Annotated in this window: 15 protein-coding genes; 5 read left to right on the forward strand and 10 right to left on the reverse strand. The window is 65.3% G+C overall.

The window, feature by feature from the left end; all coding sequences use genetic code 11:
• Positions 1-57: 57 nt before the first annotated feature.
• Positions 58-1,119 carry a helix-turn-helix transcriptional regulator gene (locus AC3WS4_RS14605; RefSeq protein WP_492742854.1) on the reverse strand — a complete coding sequence of 354 codons (1,062 nt, stop codon included), beginning with the start codon at positions 1,117-1,119 and terminating at the stop codon, positions 58-60.
• 80 nt (positions 1,120-1,199) lie between these two features.
• Positions 1,200-4,694 carry an autotransporter domain-containing protein gene (locus AC3WS4_RS14610; protein WP_492739529.1) on the reverse strand — a complete coding sequence of 1,165 codons (3,495 nt, stop codon included), beginning with the start codon at positions 4,692-4,694 and terminating at the stop codon, positions 1,200-1,202.
• 317 nt (positions 4,695-5,011) lie between these two features.
• Here AC3WS4_RS14610 and AC3WS4_RS14615 point away from each other — a divergent pair, with 317 nt between their 5' ends.
• The 5 genes from AC3WS4_RS14615 to AC3WS4_RS14635 are packed head-to-tail and all read left to right on the forward strand — an operon-like array spanning position 5,012 to position 11,897.
• Entirely contained in the window at positions 5,012-7,231 is a 2,220-nt protein-coding gene (locus AC3WS4_RS14615; protein ID WP_492739528.1) for a TonB-dependent receptor, read from the forward strand.
• Positions 7,232-7,233: 2 nt separating this feature from the next.
• The gene (locus tag AC3WS4_RS14620) at positions 7,234-8,445 is read left to right on the forward strand and encodes a cytochrome P450 (RefSeq protein ID WP_492739527.1); all 1,212 of its coding nucleotides are present in this window, start codon (positions 7,234-7,236) and stop codon (positions 8,443-8,445) included.
• Positions 8,442-9,326 (forward strand): helix-turn-helix domain-containing protein, encoded by an 885-nt coding sequence (locus AC3WS4_RS14625; RefSeq protein ID WP_492739526.1) that lies wholly within the window; start codon positions 8,442-8,444, stop codon positions 9,324-9,326. The genes AC3WS4_RS14620 and AC3WS4_RS14625 overlap by 4 nt, the downstream gene beginning before the upstream one ends.
• 12 nt (positions 9,327-9,338) lie before the next feature.
• Positions 9,339-10,451, forward strand: a complete 1,113-nt coding sequence (locus tag AC3WS4_RS14630; RefSeq protein WP_492739525.1) for an NAD(P)-dependent alcohol dehydrogenase — start codon at positions 9,339-9,341, stop codon at positions 10,449-10,451.
• Between the two features lie 12 nt (positions 10,452-10,463).
• Positions 10,464-11,897: an aldehyde dehydrogenase family protein gene (locus AC3WS4_RS14635; protein ID WP_492739524.1), complete on the forward strand. Its 1,434-nt coding sequence runs from the start codon at positions 10,464-10,466 to the stop codon at positions 11,895-11,897.
• Positions 11,898-12,082: 185 nt separating this feature from the next.
• Here the strand turns inward: AC3WS4_RS14635 and AC3WS4_RS14640 are convergent, their stop codons facing one another.
• From AC3WS4_RS14640 to AC3WS4_RS14675, 8 genes are all read right to left on the reverse strand, one after another.
• Complete coding sequence (locus AC3WS4_RS14640) at positions 12,083-13,081, reverse strand: threonine ammonia-lyase (protein ID WP_492739523.1); 999 nt, start codon at positions 13,079-13,081, stop codon at positions 12,083-12,085.
• A gap of 9 nt (positions 13,082-13,090) precedes the next feature.
• The gene (locus AC3WS4_RS14645) at positions 13,091-14,221 is read right to left on the reverse strand and encodes an alanine racemase (RefSeq protein ID WP_492739522.1); all 1,131 of its coding nucleotides are present in this window, start codon (positions 14,219-14,221) and stop codon (positions 13,091-13,093) included.
• Between the two features lie 34 nt (positions 14,222-14,255).
• Complete coding sequence (locus AC3WS4_RS14650) at positions 14,256-15,686, reverse strand: CapA family protein (protein ID WP_492739521.1); 1,431 nt, start codon at positions 15,684-15,686, stop codon at positions 14,256-14,258.
• A complete protein-coding gene (locus tag AC3WS4_RS14655) occupies positions 15,686-16,963 on the reverse strand; it encodes a M20/M25/M40 family metallo-hydrolase (protein WP_492739520.1) in 1,278 nt (425 codons plus the stop codon). Before AC3WS4_RS14655 ends, AC3WS4_RS14650 begins: the two co-directional genes overlap by 1 nt.
• A gap of 33 nt (positions 16,964-16,996) precedes the next feature.
• On the reverse strand, positions 16,997-18,301 hold the full coding sequence (locus AC3WS4_RS14660) for a dicarboxylate/amino acid:cation symporter (protein WP_492739519.1): 1,305 nt from the start codon (positions 18,299-18,301) through the stop codon (positions 16,997-16,999).
• Between the two features lie 162 nt (positions 18,302-18,463).
• Positions 18,464-19,405, reverse strand: coding sequence for an alpha/beta hydrolase family protein (locus tag AC3WS4_RS14665; protein ID WP_492739518.1), 942 nt, complete (start codon positions 19,403-19,405; stop codon positions 18,464-18,466).
• Positions 19,405-22,317, reverse strand: coding sequence for a TonB-dependent receptor plug domain-containing protein (locus tag AC3WS4_RS14670; protein WP_492739778.1), 2,913 nt, complete (start codon positions 22,315-22,317; stop codon positions 19,405-19,407). Before AC3WS4_RS14670 ends, AC3WS4_RS14665 begins: the two co-directional genes overlap by 1 nt.
• Positions 22,318-22,828: 511 nt before the next feature.
• Complete coding sequence (locus AC3WS4_RS14675) at positions 22,829-23,812, reverse strand: isoaspartyl peptidase/L-asparaginase family protein (protein ID WP_492739517.1); 984 nt, start codon at positions 23,810-23,812, stop codon at positions 22,829-22,831.
• Positions 23,813-23,853: the final 41 nt, after the last annotated feature.

The raw sequence follows: 23,853 nt of genomic DNA on the forward strand, positions 1-23,853 counted from the left end.
GGATCGGGCGGGGCTATCATGCGCGGCCGGGGCCGGCATCCACCATCTGTTTAGATGTCAGCGCGCGGCGACGATGAAGCGGTGCGCGAACAGGCAGAGGTCGGGAAAACCCGAGGTGCCCGTCTTGGCATAGATTTTGTGGAGATGGCTGCGTGCGGTGGCGCGCGCGACGCCCAGCCGCTGCGCCGTTCCGATCATCTCGCCGTTGGTCAGCACATCTTCGAGCACCCTCGCCTCGCCGCCGGTCAGCCCGTGCGCCTCCGCCATCGCGCCATAAGCAAAGCCCCAGCGGCGATCGACTTCGGTCACGCTGACCGCATGCGCGGCGCCGCCGCCTTCGCTGACGTCGCCGTAGCGGTTGCGCGAGAGTGGCTGCGAAGCGAGTAGCAGCCGAAGCTTGCGGTTGCCGAAGTCGAATTCGCGCAGGATGGGCGTTCCTGCGTCAGCAGCGCGCGCGAGCGCCCGTGCGAACGCCGACCGGCGCGCCGCCTCGATCGACGCGAAGCCGGTCATCCGTTCGATTTCGGGTCCGAGGTCGAGAATCTGTCCGTCGTCACCGAGCAACACCAATCCATCGCGCGCACCCTGTGCCGCCTCGCGATACGCCGCCATCAGGTCGGCCTGACGGATGCGGTGGCTCGACAGGATCACCGCGCGGCGCAGATGCGGCACCAGCCCACGCATGGTGGCCACGTCCTCTACCGAAAAGGGCGCGACATCGCCGGTCCGCAGGATCGCGATCGTCGCGAACATGTCGTCGCGCTTGATCAGATTGACCGCGAGATTGTCGACGATGTGCTGCGGCGCGATATATTCGCGGTAGAAGCGGCTCTCGCGTACCTCGGCCGATTGCAGCAGCGGATAAGCGGGTCGCGGTTCCCCCTCGGGCGTCTCCATCAACGCCGGGCGCAGGATATCGAGCGCCGCATAGGTTTCGACATAGCTTTTCAGGAAAGCGGGGTCGTTGCCATATTCGGCCTGGAAACCCGCGGTGCGGGTGCCGCCCATCCAGCCGAGGAACCCCGCCTGCGCGCCAAAATGATCACCGATCCGCCGCAGCAGATCGGGAAACATCCGCTCGTCGGTGGCGGCATCATAGATGGATTCGACTGGAAACACGGTGGTTTGGCTATGGCGCGTCACAAGGACTCGCGCAATCCAAACCCGGTCCCCGCCGCCAGACGGGGACCGGGCCGGAGTCAGAAGGCGATCCGCAGCCCAGCCTTGATGCTGTGATCCTGCCCTGCCGACCCGATCACACCGTCATAGCTGACGGTGATCAGCGCCCCCTCACTCAGGCGAAGCCGCGCGTCGATCGTCGCGACGCCAGCATCGCGCGAGCGCGGCGTGCCGATGACCGTGAAGCCGGGTCCGGTCGCGAAACGCATCGAGGTCGCCGGGGTCAGGTCGCCGAACCCATGCTGCCATCCTACCGTACCGCCGACCGAGAAGACCCCCGACGTCGCGGTCGAGAAGCGGGCGCCAAGCGTCGAGAGGGTCGCATTCTCGTCACTCTTGGCGCCCGCAACCGCCGCGCTCCCGCCGGTTTCGGCGAAAGCATCGGTATCGGCGCGAACCGCGACGATCTGGGCAAAGGGTTCAACATGGCCGCCGCCGAGCGGCAGGCGATAGCCGAGGTCGGCAAAGCCGTGGACGACCGAACCGTCATAACCGGCGACAAGGCGCTGGCCGATGCCGGGGAAAGCGACGGCGCGGTCGGTGTCGATGCTGGCCGAGGCATAGCCGCCGCCGACCTTGAGCGCCGCGCCGCCGAACTGCACCCCGGCATAGCCCAGCACGTGCCAGCTCTTGAGCTTGGCGCTGCTGCTGCGCGCACGGGCATCGACGTCGGTTTCGAGATAGGATCCCGCTACACCGATCATCGCGCTGTCGCCGATAGCGAAATCCGCGCCAAGCACGCCGCCGATCGTCTCGCGGTCGAGGTCGGCAGTGCCGTTGGCGCCGTCGCTGTCGCCCCAATTGCCGAACAGCTGCCCCCAGACGGCCCCGCCGTTCCGGCCGTCGAGCCGCTCGAGCACCGCGTTACGCGGCAGGCGGCTTTCCTCGATCATCGCGGTGCGGACGCTCGGGTGGATTTCGCCGGACAGGCCGTCGAACGCCGCCTGCGCCGCCGCATCGCTGGGCAGCAACAGCGCCGCCGCGGCCAGCGGATCGGTCGCCGCCTGCCCGTCGAGCGCGGTGCCGACCGCGATCTGGTTCGGCGTGATAACCGCCGCCGCGAAAGCGCGCAGCTTGGCGAGTTCGACAAAGATCGTCGTCGCGGTGCGGCCCTGGCGATAGCCGAGGAAGTTCGAGAGCAACTGGTCAGCGAAGGTGAAGCTGCCGGTCACCCCGCCCGCCGATTCAAGCACCGTGTATCGCGTGCCGAGCACCGCCGGCTGCGGGTTGCTGACCTGAAGCCGCGCGCCCGCCGCGATGGTCGTGGCGCCGTCCGCGATAAAGCGGTCCGATCCGCTACCGCCGGCATCGACCGCGAGCAGAGATCCCGCCGCGAAGCTCGCGTCGCCGCCGGTCCGGACGACATCGCCGATGCCGCCATCGACCATGGTGATGATGCCCTGGTTGGTCAGCGTTTCGAGACCCGAATAGGTCGTCGTCTCGGCGGTCGCCGCCGCGGTGCCGCCGATCAGGCGCCCGCCGGCGACATTGACGAGCACATCGTCGACGCCGCCAAAGACATTGATCCCGCCGATGCTGTTCCAGCTGCCGGCGTTGGTGAAGCGATGGCTCGCCTCGATATCGGGCACTTCGGCGATGACGAAGGCGCCGCGCGCCGAACGGCCACGGGTTTGCTCACCGGGATCCTCGGGTTCCGGCTCGGGCTCGGGTTCGGGCGCGACGATCCCGGCGTCAAGCCGGATCGTGCCGAGCAGGGTGCCGTTGTTGAGGATATCGACCGGCCCGCCCGCCGCCTGGATCGCGAGGTCACTTGAAGCGCCAGAGCGGTTGCGGATCGTCCCATCGTTGGTCAGGCCGAACGCCAGCCCGCTTTCGGTGACCGCATCGATCGCGGCAATGCCGCCCTCGACCGTGCCGCGGGTGATCAGCGTCGTGCCGTCGCCCGCGTCCGCATTTATCGCCGCGATACGGCTGTCGGCGGCGCGCAGCAGGTCCAGACTCCCGCCGCCGTCACCGCCACCCCCGCCCGTGCCACCCGTCAGGATCGACACGCCAAATTCGTCGCCCGAGGCATTGTTGACGTCGAGCATGATCGGCCCCGAGCCGCTGACGAACAGACCGTCGCCAGCGGCGCCGGTCAGCGTGCCGGTCGACACGAGGCTGGTTGTACCGGTCCCCTGCGTCAGCAAGACGACGCCGCTTTGCGCGCCGGTGACATCACCCACCACGACGCGCGTGTCGCCGGTGGTTCCCGTCGGCCGTTCGATGCGCACCCCGTCGCGTCCGGCAACCACCGGCCCGGTCACCGTCAGGTCGACGTCGCCATCGCCCGGCGGGTTGATGAAGATGCCGTCGGTCGCCCCCTCGACCGCGGCAAGCTGGACCACGATGTCGCCCGCCGACGCCGCGGCGGTGATTTCCACGCCGCGTCCCTCACGCCCGCGTACCAGCCCGGTTGCGGTCAGCGACGTCGAGCCAATCCCGCCGTTGCGGATCAATATGCCCGCGCGACCCTCTACTCCCGCCACATTTGCGATCACATCGCCGGCGCCTCCGCCGGTGGTGATGTTCATGCCGTTGCCGCTGACCTCGGCGTCCTGCGGCCGAACATTGTTGCTCAGCAACCGGCCCTCAGCGGTCACGATAGTACGTCCGCTCCCCTGATTGCTGATCGCGATGGCGGTCGCGCCCGAAGTCACGGCGCCGCGCGTGGTGACGACGATATCCTTCGCCGAAGCGCTATTGCCGAGCGTGATACCCTGCCGACCGGTCACGTCGAGCGTGCCGTTGACCGTGATGCTCGTCGAGCCGGTGCCGAAATTGTTGACGTTGATACCACCGCCGACACCGCCGACATTGTTTGCCTCGATGACGACGTCGCTGCCCGCGCCCTGCACACTGTGAAAGCCGACGATCGCGAAGCCCTCGCTGCCGGTCGCGCTCGCCGTGCCCGTCGAGGTGATGCGGATCGCGCCGCTGCCGCCCCGGTTCTCGACCCCGATGCCCGAGTTGCCGCCTGCGGCATTGTTCGAGAGGACGTCGATGTCGCCATTGCTGCCGGGCAGCGCGACGACGGTGATGCCGGTGGTCGCACCCGTCACCGTGCCCGTCGCCTCGACCAGCACCCCGCCGGTGCCCGCGTTGTTGGTGATGATCCCCGCGCGTCCGCCGCCAGTCACGTCGCCCGCGGTGCGGATTTCGATGCGCGAGGCGCCGCCGCCATTGCCGACCGCAATCCCGTCGCGTCCGCGGCCGATGATGGTCGAGGCATTGGCATCGTTATAAGTGAGCGATCCAGGACCGGAAATGACGAGGCCGTTGCCAGGGCTGTCGATCTCAAAACCGGGCGCGGTGGTAACGGTAATCGTCCCGCCGTTTCCGACGCTCTGCTCGTTGGTATTCTCACCCGAACAGACCGCGGTGCCGCCCGGCTGGACGACGCATTCGGCCCATGCGGGCGACGCGTTCAACGCCGCGAAGCCCGCGGTGGCGGACAGGAGCGCGGCGCGCATCTGGGTGCGCCGGCGAACGGCGGAGAAATTGGTGATGGTCATCGGACGGAAACCCCAAGGCTGAAAGTCAGGACTGACCGGTCTTGGGGTTCATGTGAAATCCCGTCCGATCGGGAAATCCTCTGCCGCGTCGCGTCGCCGAGGACCAAGTTGCAACTTGTTGCAACGCGCGGAGACTTGTTGCGACGCCGCCGTCACCGACCCGCGATCGCGCCAGAACGCTGCGAGCGCCTCGCCGCCCAGCGCAAGAAATGTCAAAACCAGTTGCAAGTCGCGCTAAAGCCAAGGCCGGCCCGGTGGCCTAATCCTGATCGCAATGGAGGCTCACAATAGCCCCAATGCACAAGGGAGTAAGGACAATGGCACGCATCGCACTGACGCGCACTTTGATGGCGGCGCTCGCGGTTTCGACATCGACATTCGCAATGGCGCAGGACGCGCCGCCCGCCGAAGAGACGACGAGCGACGGCGATATCGTCGTCACCGCGCAGCGCCGCGAACAATCTTTGCTCGACGTGCCGCTCGCGGTCACCGCGCTTGGCGGCGACACGCTCGCCGACCGCGGCATCACCAATTCGGCGCAGCTCGGCAGCGCCGTTCCCAATCTTCAGATCAACAGCCCTTATGGCAACACCCAGCCCAACTTCTCGCTGCGCGGAATCGGGGTCGCGAACGAATATAACAGCAACCAGGCCTCGCCGGTCGGCGTCTATCTCAACGACGTCTATCTGGCGCCGCGCACCAGCCACGGCATGGGCCTGTTCGACCTCGACCGCATCGAGGTGCTGCGCGGACCACAGGGGACTCTGTTCGGGCGCAATACCACCGGCGGCGCGATCAACTTCATCACCAAAAAGCCCGACCTGTCGGGCACCAACGGTTATCTGCAGGTCGGCTACGCCAATTTCGACACCTTCACCGCACAGGGCGCCGCCGAGGCGACGCTGGCCGAGGATGTCGCCGGACTGCGGCTCGCGGTGAACTACGCCAAGGGCGACGGGCAGATCCGTAATGTCTTCCCCGGCGGGCGCGATGCCGCCTCGGTCGACACGCTGCAGGGTCGCGCATCGCTTCGCGTCAAACCCACCGAGACGCTGGACATCGTGCTGCGCGCCTATGCCGGCCGCGACCGCGGCACGCAGGCCGCCGTCCATGGACTCCAGCCCTTCCGCGCCGGGCTCGGCTTCTTCCAGACCAACGAGAACCGCATCGGCGACAACAACACCGACGCCTGGGGCTTCTCGGCCAATATCGCGCTCGAACTCAGCGACACGCTAAGCCTGACCTCGATTACCAGCTACGACGGCGGCAAGCAGGATCTGCAGCAAGCGGCCGACGGATCGCCGCTCGACATCCTCGATATCAACTGGCGCTCGCGTTACCGCCAGTTCAGCCAGGAACTGCGCGCCAACTATGAAGGCGACGGGATCAATTTCGTCGGCGGACTCTTTTACGGCTGGGACCGCAATATCACCGACAACACGTTCAACCTGCCGCTGCCCCCGGCGGGCGGCTTCTTCCAGCATTATCGGCAGGTGCGCAAAAGCTATGCGGTGTTCGGGCAGGCCGACATCGACCTCGCCGACCGCCTCGTGCTGACGGTCGGCGCGCGCTATACCAAGGACAAGTCGCGCTACGACGACGCCTTCGCCTATCTGTTCGTCGGCGGGGTCGACGATCCGCAGACCCTGATCGCGACGACCGTCCCTTGCGCCGGCGTCGCGGGCACTTGCGCCTATGATCCCGATGCGCGCTTCGCGCTCGCCGACACGAACAATGCGCTGACCGGCCGTATCGCGCTCAGCTACAGCTTCGACGACGGCCCGCTGGTCTATGCGAGCTATAACCGCGGCTATCGCGCGGGTGCGGTCAATGGCGGCGGCTACACCTCGTCCGCGGGGATCGGCTATATCGAGCCCGAGCGCGTCAACGCTTATGAAATCGGGATCAAGGGCCGCGCCGGCGGCCGCCTGCTGACCTACGCCGCCTCGGCCTTCTATTATGATTATTCGAACCAGCAGCTGCAGGACACGCGCGCCGGCCCGGTCTCCTTCCTCGTCAACGCGCCGTCGTCGGAGGTCTATGGCTTCGAGGTCGAAACGACGCTGCGTCCGGTCGATGGCTTCCGCGTCGATGCGTCGCTCGGCTGGCTGCACTCGAAATATAAGGAACTGACGCTGCAGGGTGCGGACCTGTCGGGCAATGAGTTGCCCTTCGCGCCCAAGCTCACCGCGCAGCTCGGCGTCGAATGGGACGTCGTCGAGGTCGCGGGCGGCACGATCACCTTCGCGCCGAATATCGCCTATTCGAGCCGGCAATATTTCTCGCCGTTCAACGAAATCGACGCGCCCGGCACGCCGCAGGTGAACAGTGAACTCCAGCAAGGCGCCAATGCCAAGGTCAATGCATCGCTCAGCTGGAGCAACGACGCGCTGACGATCCGCGCGTTTGCGAACAACATCTTCGAACGCAAGACCTATGGCTATGGCCTCGACCTGCGCGGCGCGGGCTTCCCGTATAACTTCCTCGTGCCGAGCGCGCCGCGCACTTACGGCGTCAGCCTCCGCTACAGCTTCTGACGATGACCGATCTCAAGGACCCCGATCTTTACGTCGGCGGCATGCCCTATGCCGAGCTCGCGGCGCTGCGCGAAGCGGGCTCGGTCCACTGGAACCCCGAAAGCGACGGTGCTGGGTTCTGGGCGGTGCTGGGGTTCGACGATATCGTCACAGTGTCGCGGCAAGCCGATCTCTTTTCTTCAGCGCACGAGAATGGCGGGCACCGCATCTTCAACGAGAATGAGGTCGGGCTGACCGGCGCCGGGGAATCCGCGATCGGCATCCCCTTCATCTCGCGCGACCCGCCGACGCACACGCAGTATCGCAAGTTCGTGATGCCCGCGCTGTCGCCGGGGCGGCTCGAAGGGATCGAGGCGCGGATCGCCGAACGGGTCGAGCGATTGTTCGCCGAGGTACCGCTGGATGAGGCCGTCGACATATTGCCGCTCCTCACCGTGCCGCTGCCGCTGCTTACCCTCGCCGAGTTGCTCGGGGTGCCCGCCGAGACCTGGCACGACCTCCACCGCTGGACCGACGCCTTCGTCGGCGAGGACGACCCCGATTTCCGCCAGTCGCCCGAAGCCATGCAGGCGGTGATGGGCGAGTTTATCCGGTTCGCCACCGCCTTGTTCGACGAACGCCGCGCCAACCCCGGCCCCGACATCGCATCGCTGCTGGCCAATACCGAAATCCACGGCGAACCCGTCCCGCTCGGCGACTTCGTCGGCAACCTGATCCTCGCGCTCGTCGGCGGCAACGAAACGACGCGCAATTCGATCAACCACAGCCTGATCGCCTTTGCCAACAACCCCGATCAGTGGGATGCGATCCGCGCCGACCCCGCGTTGCTGCCGAATGCGGTCAAGGAAATGGTCCGCTACGCGAGCCCGGTCATCCACATGCGCCGCACCGCGACGCGCGATACCGAGCTTGGCGGGCAGGCGATCCGCAAGGGCGAAAAGGTCGTCGTCTTCTACCCCAGCGGCAATCGCGATCCGTCGATCTTCGTCGATCCAGACGCCTTCGACATCACACGCCCGATCCGCCAGCATCTCGCGTTCGGCGCGGGCACGCACGTCTGTGTCGGCTCGCGGCTGGCCGAGATGCAATTGCGACTCGCCTTTGCCACGATGGCGCGCCATGTTCGGCGGATAGAGATCATCGGAGAGCCGAGCCGGGTGCGATCGAACTTCATCAACGGCTTCAAGCGGCTCGAGGTCAGGCTGACAGCGTGAAACACGAGAACGTCTGGGACAATAAGGACATCATCTGCGACGTTCTCGGCCGCGCGCCAGACGTGGAGATGGGGTCGATCGGCGATGGCTGGTCGCTCTGTCGCTGGCGCCAGTTTGTCGGCAGCTACACCCTGCCCGCACTGCCCCAGCCGATCTTTACCGTGCATGTCGCGGGCAAGCCGCAGGTCAAGACATGGGACCGCGACGGCTGGACGACCTCGAGTTCAATCCCCGGCTGCGCGACGATCGTTCCAGCGGGCATGCCGACCGGCTGGCTGGTCGACGGCGAACTTGACGTCGTGACGCTTTCGATGTCGTCCGATGTCCTCGCCGGGCAACCCTATGCCGACCAGTTCAACAAGCTGCGCTTTGCCTTCGCCGACCCGCTCGGGGTCGCGCTGACGCGCCAGATCCTTTCCGAACTTTATGCACCGCAGGCGGACGAGCGCACCGCCTATGTCGCGGCGATGGTGAATGCGCTCAAGGCTCACATCCTCTCGGGCCCGCCCGCACACGGCAACCCGACCGAGATTCCGGTGTCCGATTTCTCGGCCTATCGGCTCCACAAGATCATGAACGCGGTGCTCGCCAACCCGGCCGAGGAGCATAGCCTTGAGGCGATGGCGGCCGTCGCCGGGGTCACGCCGTCGCACTTCTGCCGGTTGTTCAAGAAGGCGACGGGCATCTCGCCGCACCAATATGTGATGAAGGCACGGCTCGATCGTGCGCAACAGATGCTCGTCCAGACCGACCTCAGCCTCGCCGCCCTGTCGGAGGCGACCGGGTTCACCAGCCAGAGCCATTTCAGCCGCGCCTTTCGCGCCTGGTTCGGCATGGCGCCCAGCGACTATCGCCAGCAGGAAGCGCGGCGACTCGACTAGACGGAGACGATGATGACACAGGCGCAAGCGGCCGTGGTGCGCGAACCCGGCGGCCCCTTCTCGATCGAAGCCATCGAGGTCGAAGCGCCCCGCGCGGGCGAGGTCCGCGTCCGCATTGCGGGCGTCGGCCTGTGTCACACCGACCTGATCTTCCGCGACCAGTTCGCGCCCTTCGCATTGCCCGGCGTCCTCGGCCATGAAGGCGCGGGCGTGATCGAGGCGATCGGCGAAGGCGTCGAGGGCCTTGCCGTCGGCGACGAGGTTGTCGTCGGCTTTTCGAGCTGCGGCGCCTGCCCGCGCTGCGACGAACATCTGCCGAGCTATTGCCAGAGCTTCGTGCCGCTGAACTATGCCGGCATGCGCCTCGACGACGGATCGACCGCTTATTCCAAAGACGACGAGCGTGTGACCTCACACTTCTTCGGCCAGTCGTCCTTCTCGGCGCTTACCGTCACCCGCGCGCGCAACGTCGTGAAGGTTGATACGTCGAAGGTCGCACTCGAACTGCTCGGGCCGCTCGGCTGCGGTTTCCAGACCGGCGCCGGCGGGGTGATGAACTCGCTCGCCTGCCCCGCGGGATCGAGCATCGCGATCTTCGGTGGCGGCCCGGTCGGCCTTGCCGCGGTGATGGGGGCGGTGATCCAGGGCTGTTCTACGATCATCCTCGTCGAGCCGATCGCGGCACGGCGCGCCATCGCGCAGGATCTTGGCGCAACGCATGTCATCGACCCGACCGAAGCGGGCGACCATGCCGAAGCCTTGCGCGCGATCGTCCCCGCCGGGCTCGACTTCGCCTTCGACACCAGCGGCGTCGTCCCCGTCATCGAAGCCGGCCTCGCCGCGCTCGGCAGCCATGGCGCGATCGGTCTGGTCGGGGTGCCGTCGAAGCCCGACGCCGCGATCAGCGTCAATATCGCCGCGCTGATGACCCCCGGCCACCGCATAATCGGAATCATCGAGGGCGACAGCGACCCGCAGACCTTCATCCCCGAACTGATCGCGCATCATGCAGCGGGGCGCTTTCCCTTCGACCGACTGATCAAGACCTTCCCGTTGGCCGAGATCAACGAGGCGCTCGCGGCGCAAGCGCGCGGCGAGTGCATCAAGGTCGTGCTGATTCCCTGAAGGAGACCCGATATGGATTTCGACCGCGACTATGCGATGCTGATCGGTGGCAAGCTCGAAGCCGGCAGCGCCCGCTTCGACGTCATCAACCCCGCGACCGAACAGGTGATCGGCAGCGCCCCCGATGCGAGCCAGGGCGACCTCGACCGCGCCATCGATGCCGCGCGCGCCGCCTTCCCCGGCTGGGCCGCGACGCCGATCGCCGAACGCAAGGCAGCGCTCAACGCGATGGGACAGGCGGTGCTCGCGAACATCGACGCCTTCAAGCGCCTGCTCACCGCCGAACAGGGCAAGCCGCATGCCGAGGCCGAAGGCGAAATCATGGGTGCCGGTTACTGGTTGATGGGCGCGACGGCGCTCGACCTGCCGGTGACGGTCAACGAAGACAGCGACGAGCGCTACAGCGAGACCCGCCACGTCCCGCTCGGCGTCGTCGGCGCGATCGCGCCGTGGAATTTCCCGATGATCCTCGCAATGTTCAAGGTCGGACCGGCGTTGCTCGCGGGCAATGTGATGGTCCTCAAGCCCTCGCCCTTCACCCCGCTCGCGACGCTGAAATTCGGCGAACTGGTCAAGGACCTGCTGCCGCCCGGCGTCCTCAACATCGTCACCGGCGGCGACGCGCTCGGCCCGTGGATGACGAGCCATCCCGGCTTCGACAAGATCAGCTTCACCGGTTCGACCGCGACCGGCCGCCGTGTGATGGAATCGGCCGCGCCGACGCTCAAGCGCGTGACGCTCGAACTCGGCGGCAACGACGCCGCGATCGTCATGCCCGACATCGACGTCGAAAAGGTCGCCGAGGAGTTGTTCTGGGCGGCGTTCCGTAACAATGGCCAGATCTGCATCGCGACCAAGCGCATGTATGTGCACAAGGATATCTACGAACCGCTCCGCGACGCGCTCGTCGCCTATGCGAAGACGGTGAAGGTCGGCGACGGGTCCGAACAGGGCACCCAGATCGGCCCGATCAACAACGAACCGCAATACCGCCGCGTGCTCGACCTGATCGCGGACGCGAAGGACAAGGGCTATACATTTCTTGTTGGCGGCGAGGCGGCCGAGGTGCCCGGCTATTTCATCCCAGTCACCATCCTCGACAATCCGCCGGAGGACAGCCGCATCGTCCAGGAAGAGCAGTTCGGCCCGGTGCTGCCGCTGATCAAATTCGACGATTATGATGATGTCGTCGCGCGCGCCAATGCGAGTGATTACGGCCTCGGCGGATCGGTATGGGGCCATGACGAGGACAAGGCGTTCGCCATCGCCGAGCGCATCGCCAGCGGTACCGTGTGGGTCAACGAGACCCAGCATCTGTCGCCGACCGCGGCGTTCGGCGGCATGAAACAGTCGGGGGTCGGCGTCGAGGGCGGGCTGGAGGGCCTGCTGGAATATACCAACGCCCAGACGATCGTCCGGCGAAAATCCCGCAGCGTTCCGGCATAAGCACAAATCAAGGCGTCGAAGCAGCGCACGGAGTATCCCATGCTCGCGTCAGCAGGCACCTTCGTTCGCGACAGCCCGTTTGGGCAGTCTTGGCCGCAGCCTCATGATTGCGACTTCCTGCACCCGAAATAGAATTTCGCAGACCTCCCGCCGCTGCTTACCACCACGGGGGTGCGCCATGGAGTTCATGCCCCGGCCCCCTCATCCAGGATATGGGCATAAAGCGCGGGATCGACATTGGATCCCGACACAACGACCGCAACCGGCAAGTCGGACATCGGCGCGCGGCCGTGCAGCAGTGCCGCAAGCGCAACCGCCCCGCCTGGTTCCATGACGAGCTTCAATTCCTCGAAGCCGTAGCGCATCGTCGCCTTCACCTCGTCATCGCTCACGCTGAGCCCGCCAGAAAGCAGGCGGCGATTGACCGGGAATGTCAGGCGGCCCGGCGTCGGAGCGAGCAACGCGTCGCAGATCGATGCAGCTCCCGTCGCCACCGTTTCGCGGCGCCCGCTGTCGAGCGATCGTGCCGTGTCGTCGAAGGCGCAAGGCTCGACACTGAACATCTGGAGATCGGGCAGCGCGTCCTTCATGGCCGTGGCGATCCCCGCCACCAGCCCGCCGCCACCACAGGCGACGAGCACCTGTGACAGTTCCGCTCCGGCCTGCCGCGACTGCTCGACCAGTTCGAGGCCGATCGTGCCCTGCCCCGCCATGACGAACGGATCGTCGTAAGACGGCACCAGAACGGCCCCACGTTCGTCCGAGAGCGCTGTGGCGATATCCTCCCGGGATTCGGTGGCACGGTCATAGAAGATGATCTCGGCGCCGAAGGCTCTGGTGTTCCTGACCTTGATGGCCGGAGCATCCGACGGCATCACGATCGAGGCCCCTATTCCCAGAAGCCGGGCGGCCGCAGCCACGCCCTGGGCATGGTTGCCCGAAGACCAGGCGACAACGCCGGCCGCTCGTTCTTCCCCGGTCAAACGCGCCAAACGATTATAGGCCCCGCGAAACTTGAACGAGCCGGCATATTGCGCGCCCTCGAACTTCACGAGGACACGGCGTCCGGCGCGCTCGTTCAGCGACGGAAATTCCAGCAAGGGCGTGCGCACCACCTTGCCCGCGATCAGCAGAGCCGCCGCGCGGACATCTGCGGCGGAAATAGCAAGCTGGCGATCGGTCATATCCTGTTCCTACCAGCCGTTGATCCGGGGCCAGATCGCGGTCACCTGACCGTCGCCGTCCAGCACATGATAGCGATCATATTGCGCCCCGGTCGCGCATGCATGGTTCGGCAGGATGCGGAGCTGCGCACCGACCGGAAGGTCGGGCAATACGGCCGTCGATCCCGGACGCAGGGCGATGACGCCATGCTCCTGATTGGCGTCGATCATGATCAGGTCGTCAAAGACGACCCCGGCCACGTCGCACACCAGACCATAGCCCTGGTCGATAGCCTGGCCTGACGTCCCGCGGTCGCGCGACATCGCCATCCAACCAGCATCGACGAGAATCCGGCCCTTCGCAGGTTGATGTCCGATCACGCTGCAGAGCACCGACAAAGCGATGTCGTCGATGCCGACCGAGCCGACGCCGGCCTGATAAAGATCGCCGAACATGAACACGCCGGCCCGCACATCGGTCACACCAGCGAGATCGCGGGCGAAACGCGCGGTCGGCGTCGAGCCGACACTGACGACCGGGCAAGGCAGGCCGGCAGCGCGCAAGATATCGGCGGCGGAGACCGCCGCGAAGCGCTCGGCTTCGGCCGCGGCCGCGAGCGCATCGGGGTCATCGAGCGCATAGCTGCCGCCCGCATGGATGAGAACGCCGCGCAATTCGGCGCCATCCGCCAGCACGCGCCCGATTTCGACGAGCGTCGCGGCGTCGCCGGGCGCAACGCCCGATCGGTGGCCGTCGCCGTCGATCTCGATCAGCGCGGGAATCCGGTCTCCGCTGGCGCGCGCATGGTGGACGACAGCCTCCGCCTGGTCGATGCTGTCCAGAATGACCGCCAGATCCACTCCCCTGCCGCGGATCGCCGTGACACGCCCAAGCTTGGCAGGCACGATCCCGACGCCATAGATCATGTCCGTCACGCCGCCTTCGGCGAAATATTCGGCCTCGCGCAGCGTCGAGACCATCGCGGGTCCCGTCGATGACGTCATCGCGACCTGCGCGACGTCGCGCGATTTGGCGGTCTTCAGATGCGGACGGAAGGCCACCCCCAGCCGCGCGAGATGGTCCTGCATCCCGGCAACATTGCGCCGCAGCTTCGCTTCGTCGAGAAGGAGGCAGGGTGTCTGCAAGTCCTGAAGTGTCATGATATCCTGCACCTGAATGTGTCGCCGTCGATGGCTATCGGCGCCCCTCGACCGGCCGGATGATTCCGACATTTTTTTCGATGCTGATCGTCGTTCCGAACGGCGCCGACAACCGCTGTAGCCGCTCGAGGATCGCCTGTGCCCGCGCGGGCGATGCCATTGCAGGAACGCCCTTGCCCGCGCCGCGCACGTCGACGCCCAGATCGATCGGGTAAAGCCTGATTTCGACGACCTGCCCGCCGACGTAGCGGCTGGTCGCGATCACCGATTCATACAGATTGGGGTCCGAGAAAGATCGCGTGTTGCGGGCTTGCAACAATTCGGGAACCGTCGCCGCGCCGGGCGCGACGCCATATTGTTGGAACATGTCGTCGGGAATTTCGTCGAGCGAATTGTTCATCATCGCAAAGTTACCGAGCGAATAGAATATCGGCCGCCCTTTGTAGATTTCGATGCCGCGAAGCTGATGCGGGCCGTGGCCCATATAGACGTCGGCGCCCGCGTCGATCACATCATGCGCAAGCTGGATCGCGAAATCCGCCGGTTCCTGCGAAGCGTTCGACGGTTCGTGATTATGGACCGAGAAGATGACGAAATTGCCGTTCTGTTTCGCCTGCCGGACCGACAGCAGATTCTCGTCGACATCGCGCTGGTTGACGCGATAACTGAAGGCCAGCTTCCCCTCCCGTGGCGGACCGGCCTTGTAGTGGCTGCCCATCAACATGACGCCGTCGTCCTTGCGCCCGTCACTGCGCAGTTCGGAGCGCGCGGCGAGGCCCGCCAGCATCTCCAGTTCGCCGGCCGACACGACCGTCGAGCGGCGCGTGCGCAGGCTGTTGACCCCGGGTCTGCCGGGAACGCTGCCGACCGGATTGGCGGCGACCGAGATCGGCGTGAAGGTCGAAGTGGCCGAGACGATCGCGACACGGCCCTTGGCAGTGTCCAGGTAGCGCGGTGCGCGCGCTGCCGCCATCGTCTTGCCGGTTCCGCCCCAGACCAGCTTTGCCGCGGTCAGATGGCGCCCCGTCTCGTCCATCCCCTCGACGCCCCAGTCGGTGGCATGATTGTTGGCATGGCTGACGATGGTAAAGCCCATGGCGCGCACATCGGCGGGAACGCCGGGATCGGCGTGCATCCAGGTGCCGCCCGATTCCGCCTGCGGCACCGCCTTGGTATCGGTCAGGTCGATGACGCTCGTCTCGAAATTACCGAAGGTGACGTCGGCACCGCGCAGCAGGCGCAGCAGATCGGGGCTCCGCGCTTCGATCGTCGGCAGCATCGGGCGCAGGTAGATGAGGTCTCCCGCACCCGCGATGGTGAAGCCGTCGGCGATCGGCACTGTCGGCACCGGCGCCGTTTCGAGCTTTTCCTGCGCCGACAGCGTCAGCGCGAGCGCGAGAGCGAACCCGGCCGCGACCGTCCCGGCGATCCGCGAGGCGCGGAGGTAGCGCGGCCGGGTGCCCATTATTGGACGCCTGCGGTGGCGAGCAGGATGCCGAGACCGACGGTGGCGCCGTGCAGGCTCTTGGTCTTTTCGACGTCGATCCATTCATCGAGCGAGTGCGCACGGCCGCCCTGTCCGCCCGACCCGATCGTCACCGCCGGGATGCCGAGGCTCATCGGAATGTTCGAGTCGGTCGAGGAGAAGGAGGGTCGCGGTTCCAGCCCCTTGGCGCGGATGATCGCATCCGCATTGCGGACGATCTGCTGCGTCGCGGCGGTCTCGCCCGCCGGACGGTCGCCGATCAGCTTGACGTCGGCGGTAACCGGTCCTTCCTTGACCGACCGAGCTGCATTCTCGCCGTCGACGCTGTTCTTGACGACGGCGAGGAACGCCTGTTCGAGCTTGGCGAGTTCAGCGGGGTTTTCCGACCGCATATCGAATTCCATGAACACTTCGTTCGGGATCGAATTGACCGAGGTGCCGCCGCCGGTGACGCTGGCGGCATAGGTGGTCTTGGGCTTGGCCGGAACGGGGATCTTGTAGAAGTCGACCACCGTCTGGCTCATCGCCGCCATCGGGTTGACCAGTCCGAACGCGCCATAGCTGTGCCCGCCCGGCCCCTTGTAGGTGATGCGATAGCGCCGCGATCCGACACCGCCGTTGACGATCCGCGACGCATCGGTCCCGTCCATCGAGAAGAAGGCCTTCACCCGGTCCTTATACTTGCCCTTGGTCAGCAGGTAGCGGACGCCGCGCAGGTCGCCCGGCCCTTCCTCGCCGACATTGCCGACGAAGACGATGTCCTGCTTCACCTTGATGCCCGCCTCCTTCATCGCGCGCGCATAGGCGAGCAGCACGGCCAGGCTGCGCGTGTCGTCGCCGATGCCGGGGGCATAGAGGCGCGTCCCGTCGCGGCGAACCTTGATCGGCGTGCCCTCGGGAAAGACGGTGTCGAGATGCGCGGCGATCATCACCGCCGGGCCGCCGGCGGGACCGGTGCCGCGATAGACGCCCATCGCATTGCCCTCTTCGTCGATCTCGACGTCCTGGAGTCCCGCGTCCTTCAGCATTTCGGCATAGGCGGCGGCGCGCGCGGCCTCCTTGAACGGCGGCGCCGGAATTTCCGTAAGCTTGATGATCTCTTCGATCATCCGGTCATGGTCGCGGTCGAGGATCTTGATCGCTGATTCATACCCCTTGGTCTTCAGCACGGCCTCGGGCTTCGCCTTGGGGGCGGCCTGCGCGGGGGAGGCTGCCATCAGGGCCGCGCCCAGGGTCAGCAACACCATGTTACGCATAAAAATTCCTTTCGCGAATTGGGGAAAAGCCATTCAGACTTTGGAGACCGGGGTGGTCTCGATTTCAAGCGCCAATGCGGCCGGTTCGGGTTCCTCTTCAACGCCGAGGACGCCCTCCCAGCGCGCGACCGCGGTGCAGGCCACCGCGTTGCCGACGACATTGGTCGCGGTGCGGCCCATGTCGAGAAAATGATCGATCGCGAGGATGAGCAACAATCCGGCTTCGGGCAGGTTCACGAACGACAATGTCGCCGCCACGACGACCAGACTGGCGCGCGGCACACCCGCCACACCCTTTGATGTCACCATCAGGATCAGCAGCACCGTGAACTGCTGCCACAAATCCATCTCGACGCCATAGGCCTGGGCGATGAACATGATCGCAAAGGCCATGTACATCATCGACCCGTCGAGATTGAACGAATAGCCGAGCGGCAACACGAAGCTGGAAATCCGCCGCGGCACGCCGCCCCTGTCGAGGGCTTCGAGCGTGCGCGGAAAGGCGGCTTCCGACGAAGCGGTCGAAAAGGCGAGCAGAATTGGCTCACGAATGTTGCGCAGCAGCACGATCGGGTTTGCGCGCAGCAATATCCATGCGGCGGAAAGAAGGACAACCCACAGGAGGGCCAGCCCCAGATAGAAGACACCAATGAAGTAACCGAAGGTCACGACGATGCCGAAGCCGCGCTCGATCACCGCGGCGGCAACCGCCGCGAAGACGGCGATCGGAGCGACGCGCATGACATATTCGGTGATCTTGAGCATCACCGCGACCATTTCCTCGACCAGCCCCGCAAGCCGTTGGCCGCCGCTGCCAAGGCTGGTAATACCGACGCCGACGAACAGCGACAGGACGACAATCTGCAATATCTCGTTGTTCGCCATCGCGTCGAACATCGATGTCGGCACCAGATGGGTGACGAATTTGGCGATGCTGAAATCAGCGGTGGCGAGGCTGGTCGATCCGGTCGCGGTAGGCAAATCGAGTTCGAGGCCGACGCCCGGCTTGAAGATGTTGACAAGCACTAGGCCGAGCAGGAGCGAAATGAAACTCGCGCCGATGAACCAGGCCAGCGCCCGCCCTCCGATCCGCCCGAGCGCCGAGGTATCGGCCATATGGATGATCCCCGACACCAGAGTGGCGAATACCAGCGGTGCGATGATCATCTTGATCAACCGCAGGAACAACGTGCTGACGACAGAGAAATGGCCAGCGATCGTCGCAAGCCGCTCCTGCGTCGCCACGGTGCCGTCCGCCATTGCGGCGTTGATCGCCCAGCCGACCAGCAAACCGAGCGCGAGGCCGATAAAGATGTAAAGCGTCAGGCGCTTTGCCACGTCGATTCTCCATGACGGGAGTGAAGTTTACCGCTTTACCGGATGCGGGGCGGCGCAAGGTTCGGACGCAACCGCATTGTGCGGGCAGCAGGCGGCCGGACGCGACCGGCCCGCAATAGGGACGCCACGACCACCTGTACTCGACCACCCTGTTGGGTAGGGTTATTCCCAGACCAGCTTCTGCGCGTATTGGCTCATGCCCGTATTGCTATGTGCAATGTTCGGCGCGTAATCGAGCTTCCATGCGAATTTGGCGCCCAGTTCATGCGCCACCTTGCGGCCATAGGCATGGAAGAATTCGCCGCGCGCCAGCCGGTGGACGCCCTGCGTCATCGCTTCAGGCGTCCGCGAAAGCTGGTGATGATTGGGGTCGGTGTCCGCTGTGCCAAGCAGGATCGTCAGCGGTTTTTCCAGTGTCGCTTTCAACCCGGCGGCGTCGGTGAGTGCACCCTTCAGACCATAGGGATATTGGATCGCCAGATCGGGCATCGTGTACCAGCCGGCGTTAGCGGCGACCGCCCGGCTGTAGCGGGCGTCGGGCCACAGTTCGACGAAACGATGCACGAACTGCCCCCCAGCCGAGTGGCCATAGATCGCATATCGCGGCACCTTGGTGCCCGTCGCCTTGCGAACAGCATCGAACATCGGTTCGATCGACGCGAACGACCATTGTTCGCGCGGCCGCGGATTGCCGGCCTCGTCGACGATGTGCCCGACATTATAGGTCAGCGAAGTCGGAAAATCCTCCTTCGAATATTCGGGAGTCAGGACGATATACTGCCCCTCATTGGCGTAGGGGATCCACGCGTCGCGGTAACCGTCGGCATTGCGCCCGGCACCATGGATGACGAACAGGATGCGCGTTGTCTCGGTCACCTTGTCGGGCCTGTAATAATGAACGCGGAGCGGTTTTCCGGCCCAGCCGGAAAAAAGGAAGCTCCCCGCACCGGGTTTGAGGTCCGGCAAGGCCGGCGCCTTGTCCTTCGCCGCCTTGGCGGGGGCCGCCGCCCGGGCCAGGGCGGTGGAGCCGATGGTCCCTCCCGCCACGGCCAGGACCAGCATCGCCAGACCGATGGCCCGCGCCGACGCCTTCCGCCAGCGCATCAGAACTTCACCTCGATCGACGCGAAGCCCGAGCGTCCGACAACACCATAGTCGAGGATATAGCCATTGTCGTCAAAGGGCGTCGCACCTTCGGGCACATTCGGCCCGGTCTTGTCGAACAGGTTGGTGATGCCCACCGACAGGCGCCACTTGCCACCACCGAATTCGGGCCGGATGCTCGCCCCGATGTCGTGCCGCCAATAAGCGCCATAATAGAGGTACAGCGGATTGGCGAACCCGGCCGCTTCGGCCGCCGCCACACGATCGTTCGACGACACCATCGGCCCGATGTAACGCACGCGCCAGTCGATGTTCCACAGCTTGTTCGTGTACCCGATCCGGGCGCGGACAACGTCGGTCGGCGACGAAATCTGCCCCCTGGTATTGGAAATTTCGGTGCCGTTGATCCCCTGATACTGGGTTTCCTTCTTGATCACATGCGTCCAGTTGAAATCGAAACGCAGGTCGCCGGCGACACCGACCCCTTCCAGCGGCAGCCGATAGGCGAACGACGTATCGATGCCCGAGGTCGAGATGCGATCGAGGTTCTGCGGCACCTGGTTGATCTGCAGGATCTGGCCGTCGGCCCCGCGGATCACCGACTGGCAGAACTCGTTGCCGGCGAAATTCGTCGCGTCCGAATAGCACTGACGCAGCAAAATCTCGTTATCCAGCGCCGAGATCGCGTTGGTCACCTTGATGTTGTAATAATCGACCGACAGGTTGAGCCCCGGCAGCGCGCGCGGCGAGATCACCGTGCCCAGCGTGAAGGTCGTGCCTTTTTCCTCACGCAGAGCCAGGCTGCCCATATTGGGCGACTGGATCGAGGTGGAGGACTGGGTGAACACGCCGTTCGAGGCGATCGTTGCCGCGATACCCGGGTTCAGGCGGCAATTGCCGGCAACCGTGCCGGCGGTCGTTGCCGTGATGCCCGAACAGATGTCGACCACCGTGTCGGTGTCGTCGCGCGGCGGCGAATAAAGTTCGGGAAGGCTGGGCGCGCGCTGCGCCGTGCCATATTGGGTACGGAAACGCAGCCCTTCCACGGGCATCCAGTCGGCGCCTGCATGATAGCTGTACACCGTGCCGACGTTCTTCTGGCTATAGTCGGACACGCGGCCCGCGAAATCGACCTTCAGTTCCTCGAAGAACGGCTTGCCGCTGAGCAGCGGGACCGAAAGTTCGGCAAAGGCTTCCTTGACGTTGAAGCTGCCGCTGAAGCTCGGAACCGCCGCGACGTTCGAGATGACCGCAAGCGTCTGCGCATCGCTGCCCGACGTGCCCTTTTCACGGCGATATTCACCGCCGAGCGCAAGCTGCACCTTGCCCGCCGGAAGCTCGAAGATCGAACCGGTGGCAAAGGCCTGGAACACGTCCTGACGCAGCTTGGTGTAGAATGTCGAATCATGGCGGATGTAATTCGCCGCCTCCGGCGTGATCGTCCCGACGCCGAAGATGTTGATCGGAACGCAGCCGGCAGCGCGCGCGGTGGCATCGCGACACTGGATCACGCCGCTCGCCAGACGCTCGGCATCGAGCGCATATTTCAGATTCTGCAGGTTGATGTTGTTCAGTCGCGTCTGGACCTGATCGAAGGTGCCATAGGAATAGGTTGCGTCATAGGTCCAGTCGCCGCCCAGCTTGCCGCGGACGCCACCCCAGACGCGCAGCGTGTCGCGATCGCTGATCGTGTCGCGATTGCCCAGTTCGTCGAAGCGCCGCCGCCAATCGATGCCGCTGGCCGGAGCCCCGGCGCGGATTTCGGTCGGAACGAAGGGATTGTCGCGCGAGATGCGCCCGATCGCGAAGGTCGGCAGGCCCGGAAGCGGAACGCCGATCTCGTCGCGAAGGAACACCGTGCTCGAATCGCGATAGCCATAGGGCGCGCGGGTGTAGAAGGTGTCGAGGTCGGAGAATTGCACCTCGACATAGGGGACAAACGCCTCCGACACTTCGAAACTCGCTTTGCCGGCCAGCGCCATCACGGTGCGCGGCAGGCGCAGCGTGTCATCGAAGCGATCGTTATAGCCGTCGCGATTGGTCACAAATCCCGTGCGCAGCGTGCCAGCGTCGTCATAGAAAAAGGCGCCGCCGCGAAAGCGTCCGCCCGGCGTATCGGTGCTCAGCGCGGGGTCGCTGATCGTGTTGGTGCCCGAAGCGAAAGTCCAGTTCTTGGTCGCGCGGGCAAGGCGGTCGCGCGCGAGCAGGCCGCCATCGTCGTCCCAGCTGCCGCTGATCGCGAAATAGCCGCGGCCGTCGGCGAATTTGGCGCCGAAAGTGGCAGCGACCATCGCCTCCTCAGCCCCGCCGCCGCCGGTCAGTGCAGACCCGATGCGACCGCGCAGACGCAGGCCTTCGAGCTTGGATTCAGTGATGACGTTGACGACGCCCGCGATCGCGTCCGATCCATAGACCGCCGATGCGGCGCCGGTGATGACATCCACGCGCTCGACGAAATCGACGGGAATGGTGTTCAGGCTGACCACGCTGCGGTTCGCGGCATTGGCGACCGTGCGGCGGCCGTTGATCAGCGTCAGCGTGCGCGAACTCGACAGGCCGCGCAACGCGACCGTGCTGGTGCCGGCGTTCTGGATGGTCCCGTTCGGCTGCCCGACGGTGGTGTCGACGAGGTTGACGCCCGGCATTTCGGCAAGGATCTGCCCAAGGTCGGTCTTGCCCGATGCTTCCAGTTCTTCCGCACCCAAAATATTGATCGGCACCGTCGCCGAAAAACCATCCTGCTTGATGCGCGTGCCGGTGACGACGATGCTTTCACCGTCGGCCACGGCCTCGCCTTCGGCCGCTGTGCCCGACGTCAGATCCTGCGCCATCGCGGTGCTCGACACCATCGTCAGCAACGCGACCGCAAAAGATTTCCTGAAACTCACCATCTCGACCCCCTTTTTTTTCACGACCAACAAGTGGCGTTCCTCCTTGAACAGGAAGAAGAAGACCGGGGCGCAAAGCCGCTCGTCGCTTCTCCTTCCGGCTTTTGGTGCGTATCAGCGGGTCCGGCGGGCATTAGCCGACCGACAGCCGTCGCAGCATAAAGCAGCCTCGGTCGATCAGGCAGACCAGCCCGACCGAGGAGGACAGTTGAACCGGCGAAGGGAAACAAGGCCAATATCAAGGCTTCCCCTACCTATAGAAATTTTCTATGGATTTTGAGTCAGACGCCGGCAGCGACCCAGGATTTCTCTCCCGATTCGGCGGAATGACGGCAATGCCCGGTGCCATGCACAGATGATCGGCAGCCGCTTGACCACGTCGGTATATGCCTGAGGGGAATAGGTAATAGGTCGCCGACGCCGTCCGTCGGCAAGAGCATATCCACGCTCCGCCGCCAGCAAATATCTTGGCGCAATGCCAGCTATTTCGTTCGATGACACAGGCTTCCAGGCGACTGTCCGCGCCTGGAAGCGTTCAGTCCTCGTCGCCGTAGAGGGCCACCTTGCGTTCGCCCGTACTGCTGGCGCTGCCGCGCGACATGCCGGGCGTGTTGAAAGACCAGTCCGCCGCTCCGCCGGGTCCGGTGACGATCACCCCGCCGGTGCCGCCCAATTGCCCGATCTCGGCCATGACGGCATCCGCGGCTTGTTTTGGCGTCTCGCCTTTCATGCGGACACGCGCGCAAATCTCGTGCGCCGCGCCGACGCGGATGAAATATTCGCCCGCCCCCGTTGCGGAGACCGCACAAGCGCGGTTGTCGGCATAGGTTCCGGCGCCGATCACCGGAGCGTCGCCGATGCGTCCCCAGCGCTTTCCGGTTCGTCCGCCCGTCGACGTCGCCGCCGCGACATTGCCGTCGGCATCGATCGCGACGGCGCCGACGGTTCCGAATTTCAGGTCGACGTCGTACCAGCTCAATTTGTCAGCCTTCATCCGTTCGAGCTGCTTACGACGCTCGGGGGTCGCGAACCAGGAAGGATCGACTTGCGGCAATCCCTGCTCGATCGAGAAACGGTCGGCTCCTTCACCGCCGAGGAAGACGTGCGGGCTTTTTTCCATGACCGCCCGCGCGAGGCTGACGGGATTGCGCGTGCGCGTGATACCCGCCACCGCACCCGCCGCGCGGGTGCGCCCGTCCATGATCGCGGCGTCGAGTTCGTTGCGCCCTTCCCAGGTAAAGACGGCGCCGCGCCCCGCATTGAAACGCGGATCATCCTCCAGCACCTTGATCGCCGCTTCGACGGCGTCCAGCGCGCTGCCGTCGGCCGCCAACACACCAGCCCCCGCATCGAGCGCCGCATTCAGACCGGCACGAAGCGCCTGATCCTGCTCCGGCGACGTCTTGCCCCGGGCCATCTCCCCGGCCCCGCCATGGATGACGACCGTCCATTTGTCCTGCGCATAGGCGGAGGGCGTTGTCGCGACGCAGAGCGCGCCGATCAGGGTCAGGAAACGCATGCAAGATTACTCCCGATAGGATCGTCCCAAAAACCATCGCC

Source organism: Sphingopyxis sp. EU05-FHT14B03, assembly GCF_058790875.1.

Bases quoted from the DNA above. Each gene is read 5' to 3' on its own strand.
- AC3WS4_RS14630 (WP_492739525.1), top strand. From the start codon at position 9,339: ATGACACAGGCGCAAGCGGCCGTGGTGCGCGAACCCGGCGGCCCCTTC.
- AC3WS4_RS14635 (WP_492739524.1), top strand. From the start codon at position 10,464: ATGGATTTCGACCGCGACTATGCGATGCTGATCGGTGGCAAGCTCGAA.
- AC3WS4_RS14615 (WP_492739528.1), top strand. From the start codon at position 5,012: ATGGCACGCATCGCACTGACGCGCACTTTGATGGCGGCGCTCGCGGTT.
- AC3WS4_RS14665 (WP_492739518.1), bottom strand. From the start codon at position 19,405: ATGCGCTGGCGGAAGGCGTCGGCGCGGGCCATCGGTCTGGCGATGCTG.
- AC3WS4_RS14655 (WP_492739520.1), bottom strand. From the start codon at position 16,963: ATGCGTAACATGGTGTTGCTGACCCTGGGCGCGGCCCTGATGGCAGCC.
- AC3WS4_RS14650 (WP_492739521.1), bottom strand. From the start codon at position 15,686: ATGGGCACCCGGCCGCGCTACCTCCGCGCCTCGCGGATCGCCGGGACG.
- AC3WS4_RS14620 (WP_492739527.1), top strand. From the start codon at position 7,234: ATGACCGATCTCAAGGACCCCGATCTTTACGTCGGCGGCATGCCCTAT.
- AC3WS4_RS14610 (WP_492739529.1), bottom strand. From the start codon at position 4,694: ATGACCATCACCAATTTCTCCGCCGTTCGCCGGCGCACCCAGATGCGC.
- AC3WS4_RS14645 (WP_492739522.1), bottom strand. From the start codon at position 14,221: ATGACACTTCAGGACTTGCAGACACCCTGCCTCCTTCTCGACGAAGCG.
- AC3WS4_RS14675 (WP_492739517.1), bottom strand. From the start codon at position 23,812: ATGCGTTTCCTGACCCTGATCGGCGCGCTCTGCGTCGCGACAACGCCC.
- AC3WS4_RS14640 (WP_492739523.1), bottom strand. From the start codon at position 13,081: ATGACCGATCGCCAGCTTGCTATTTCCGCCGCAGATGTCCGCGCGGCG.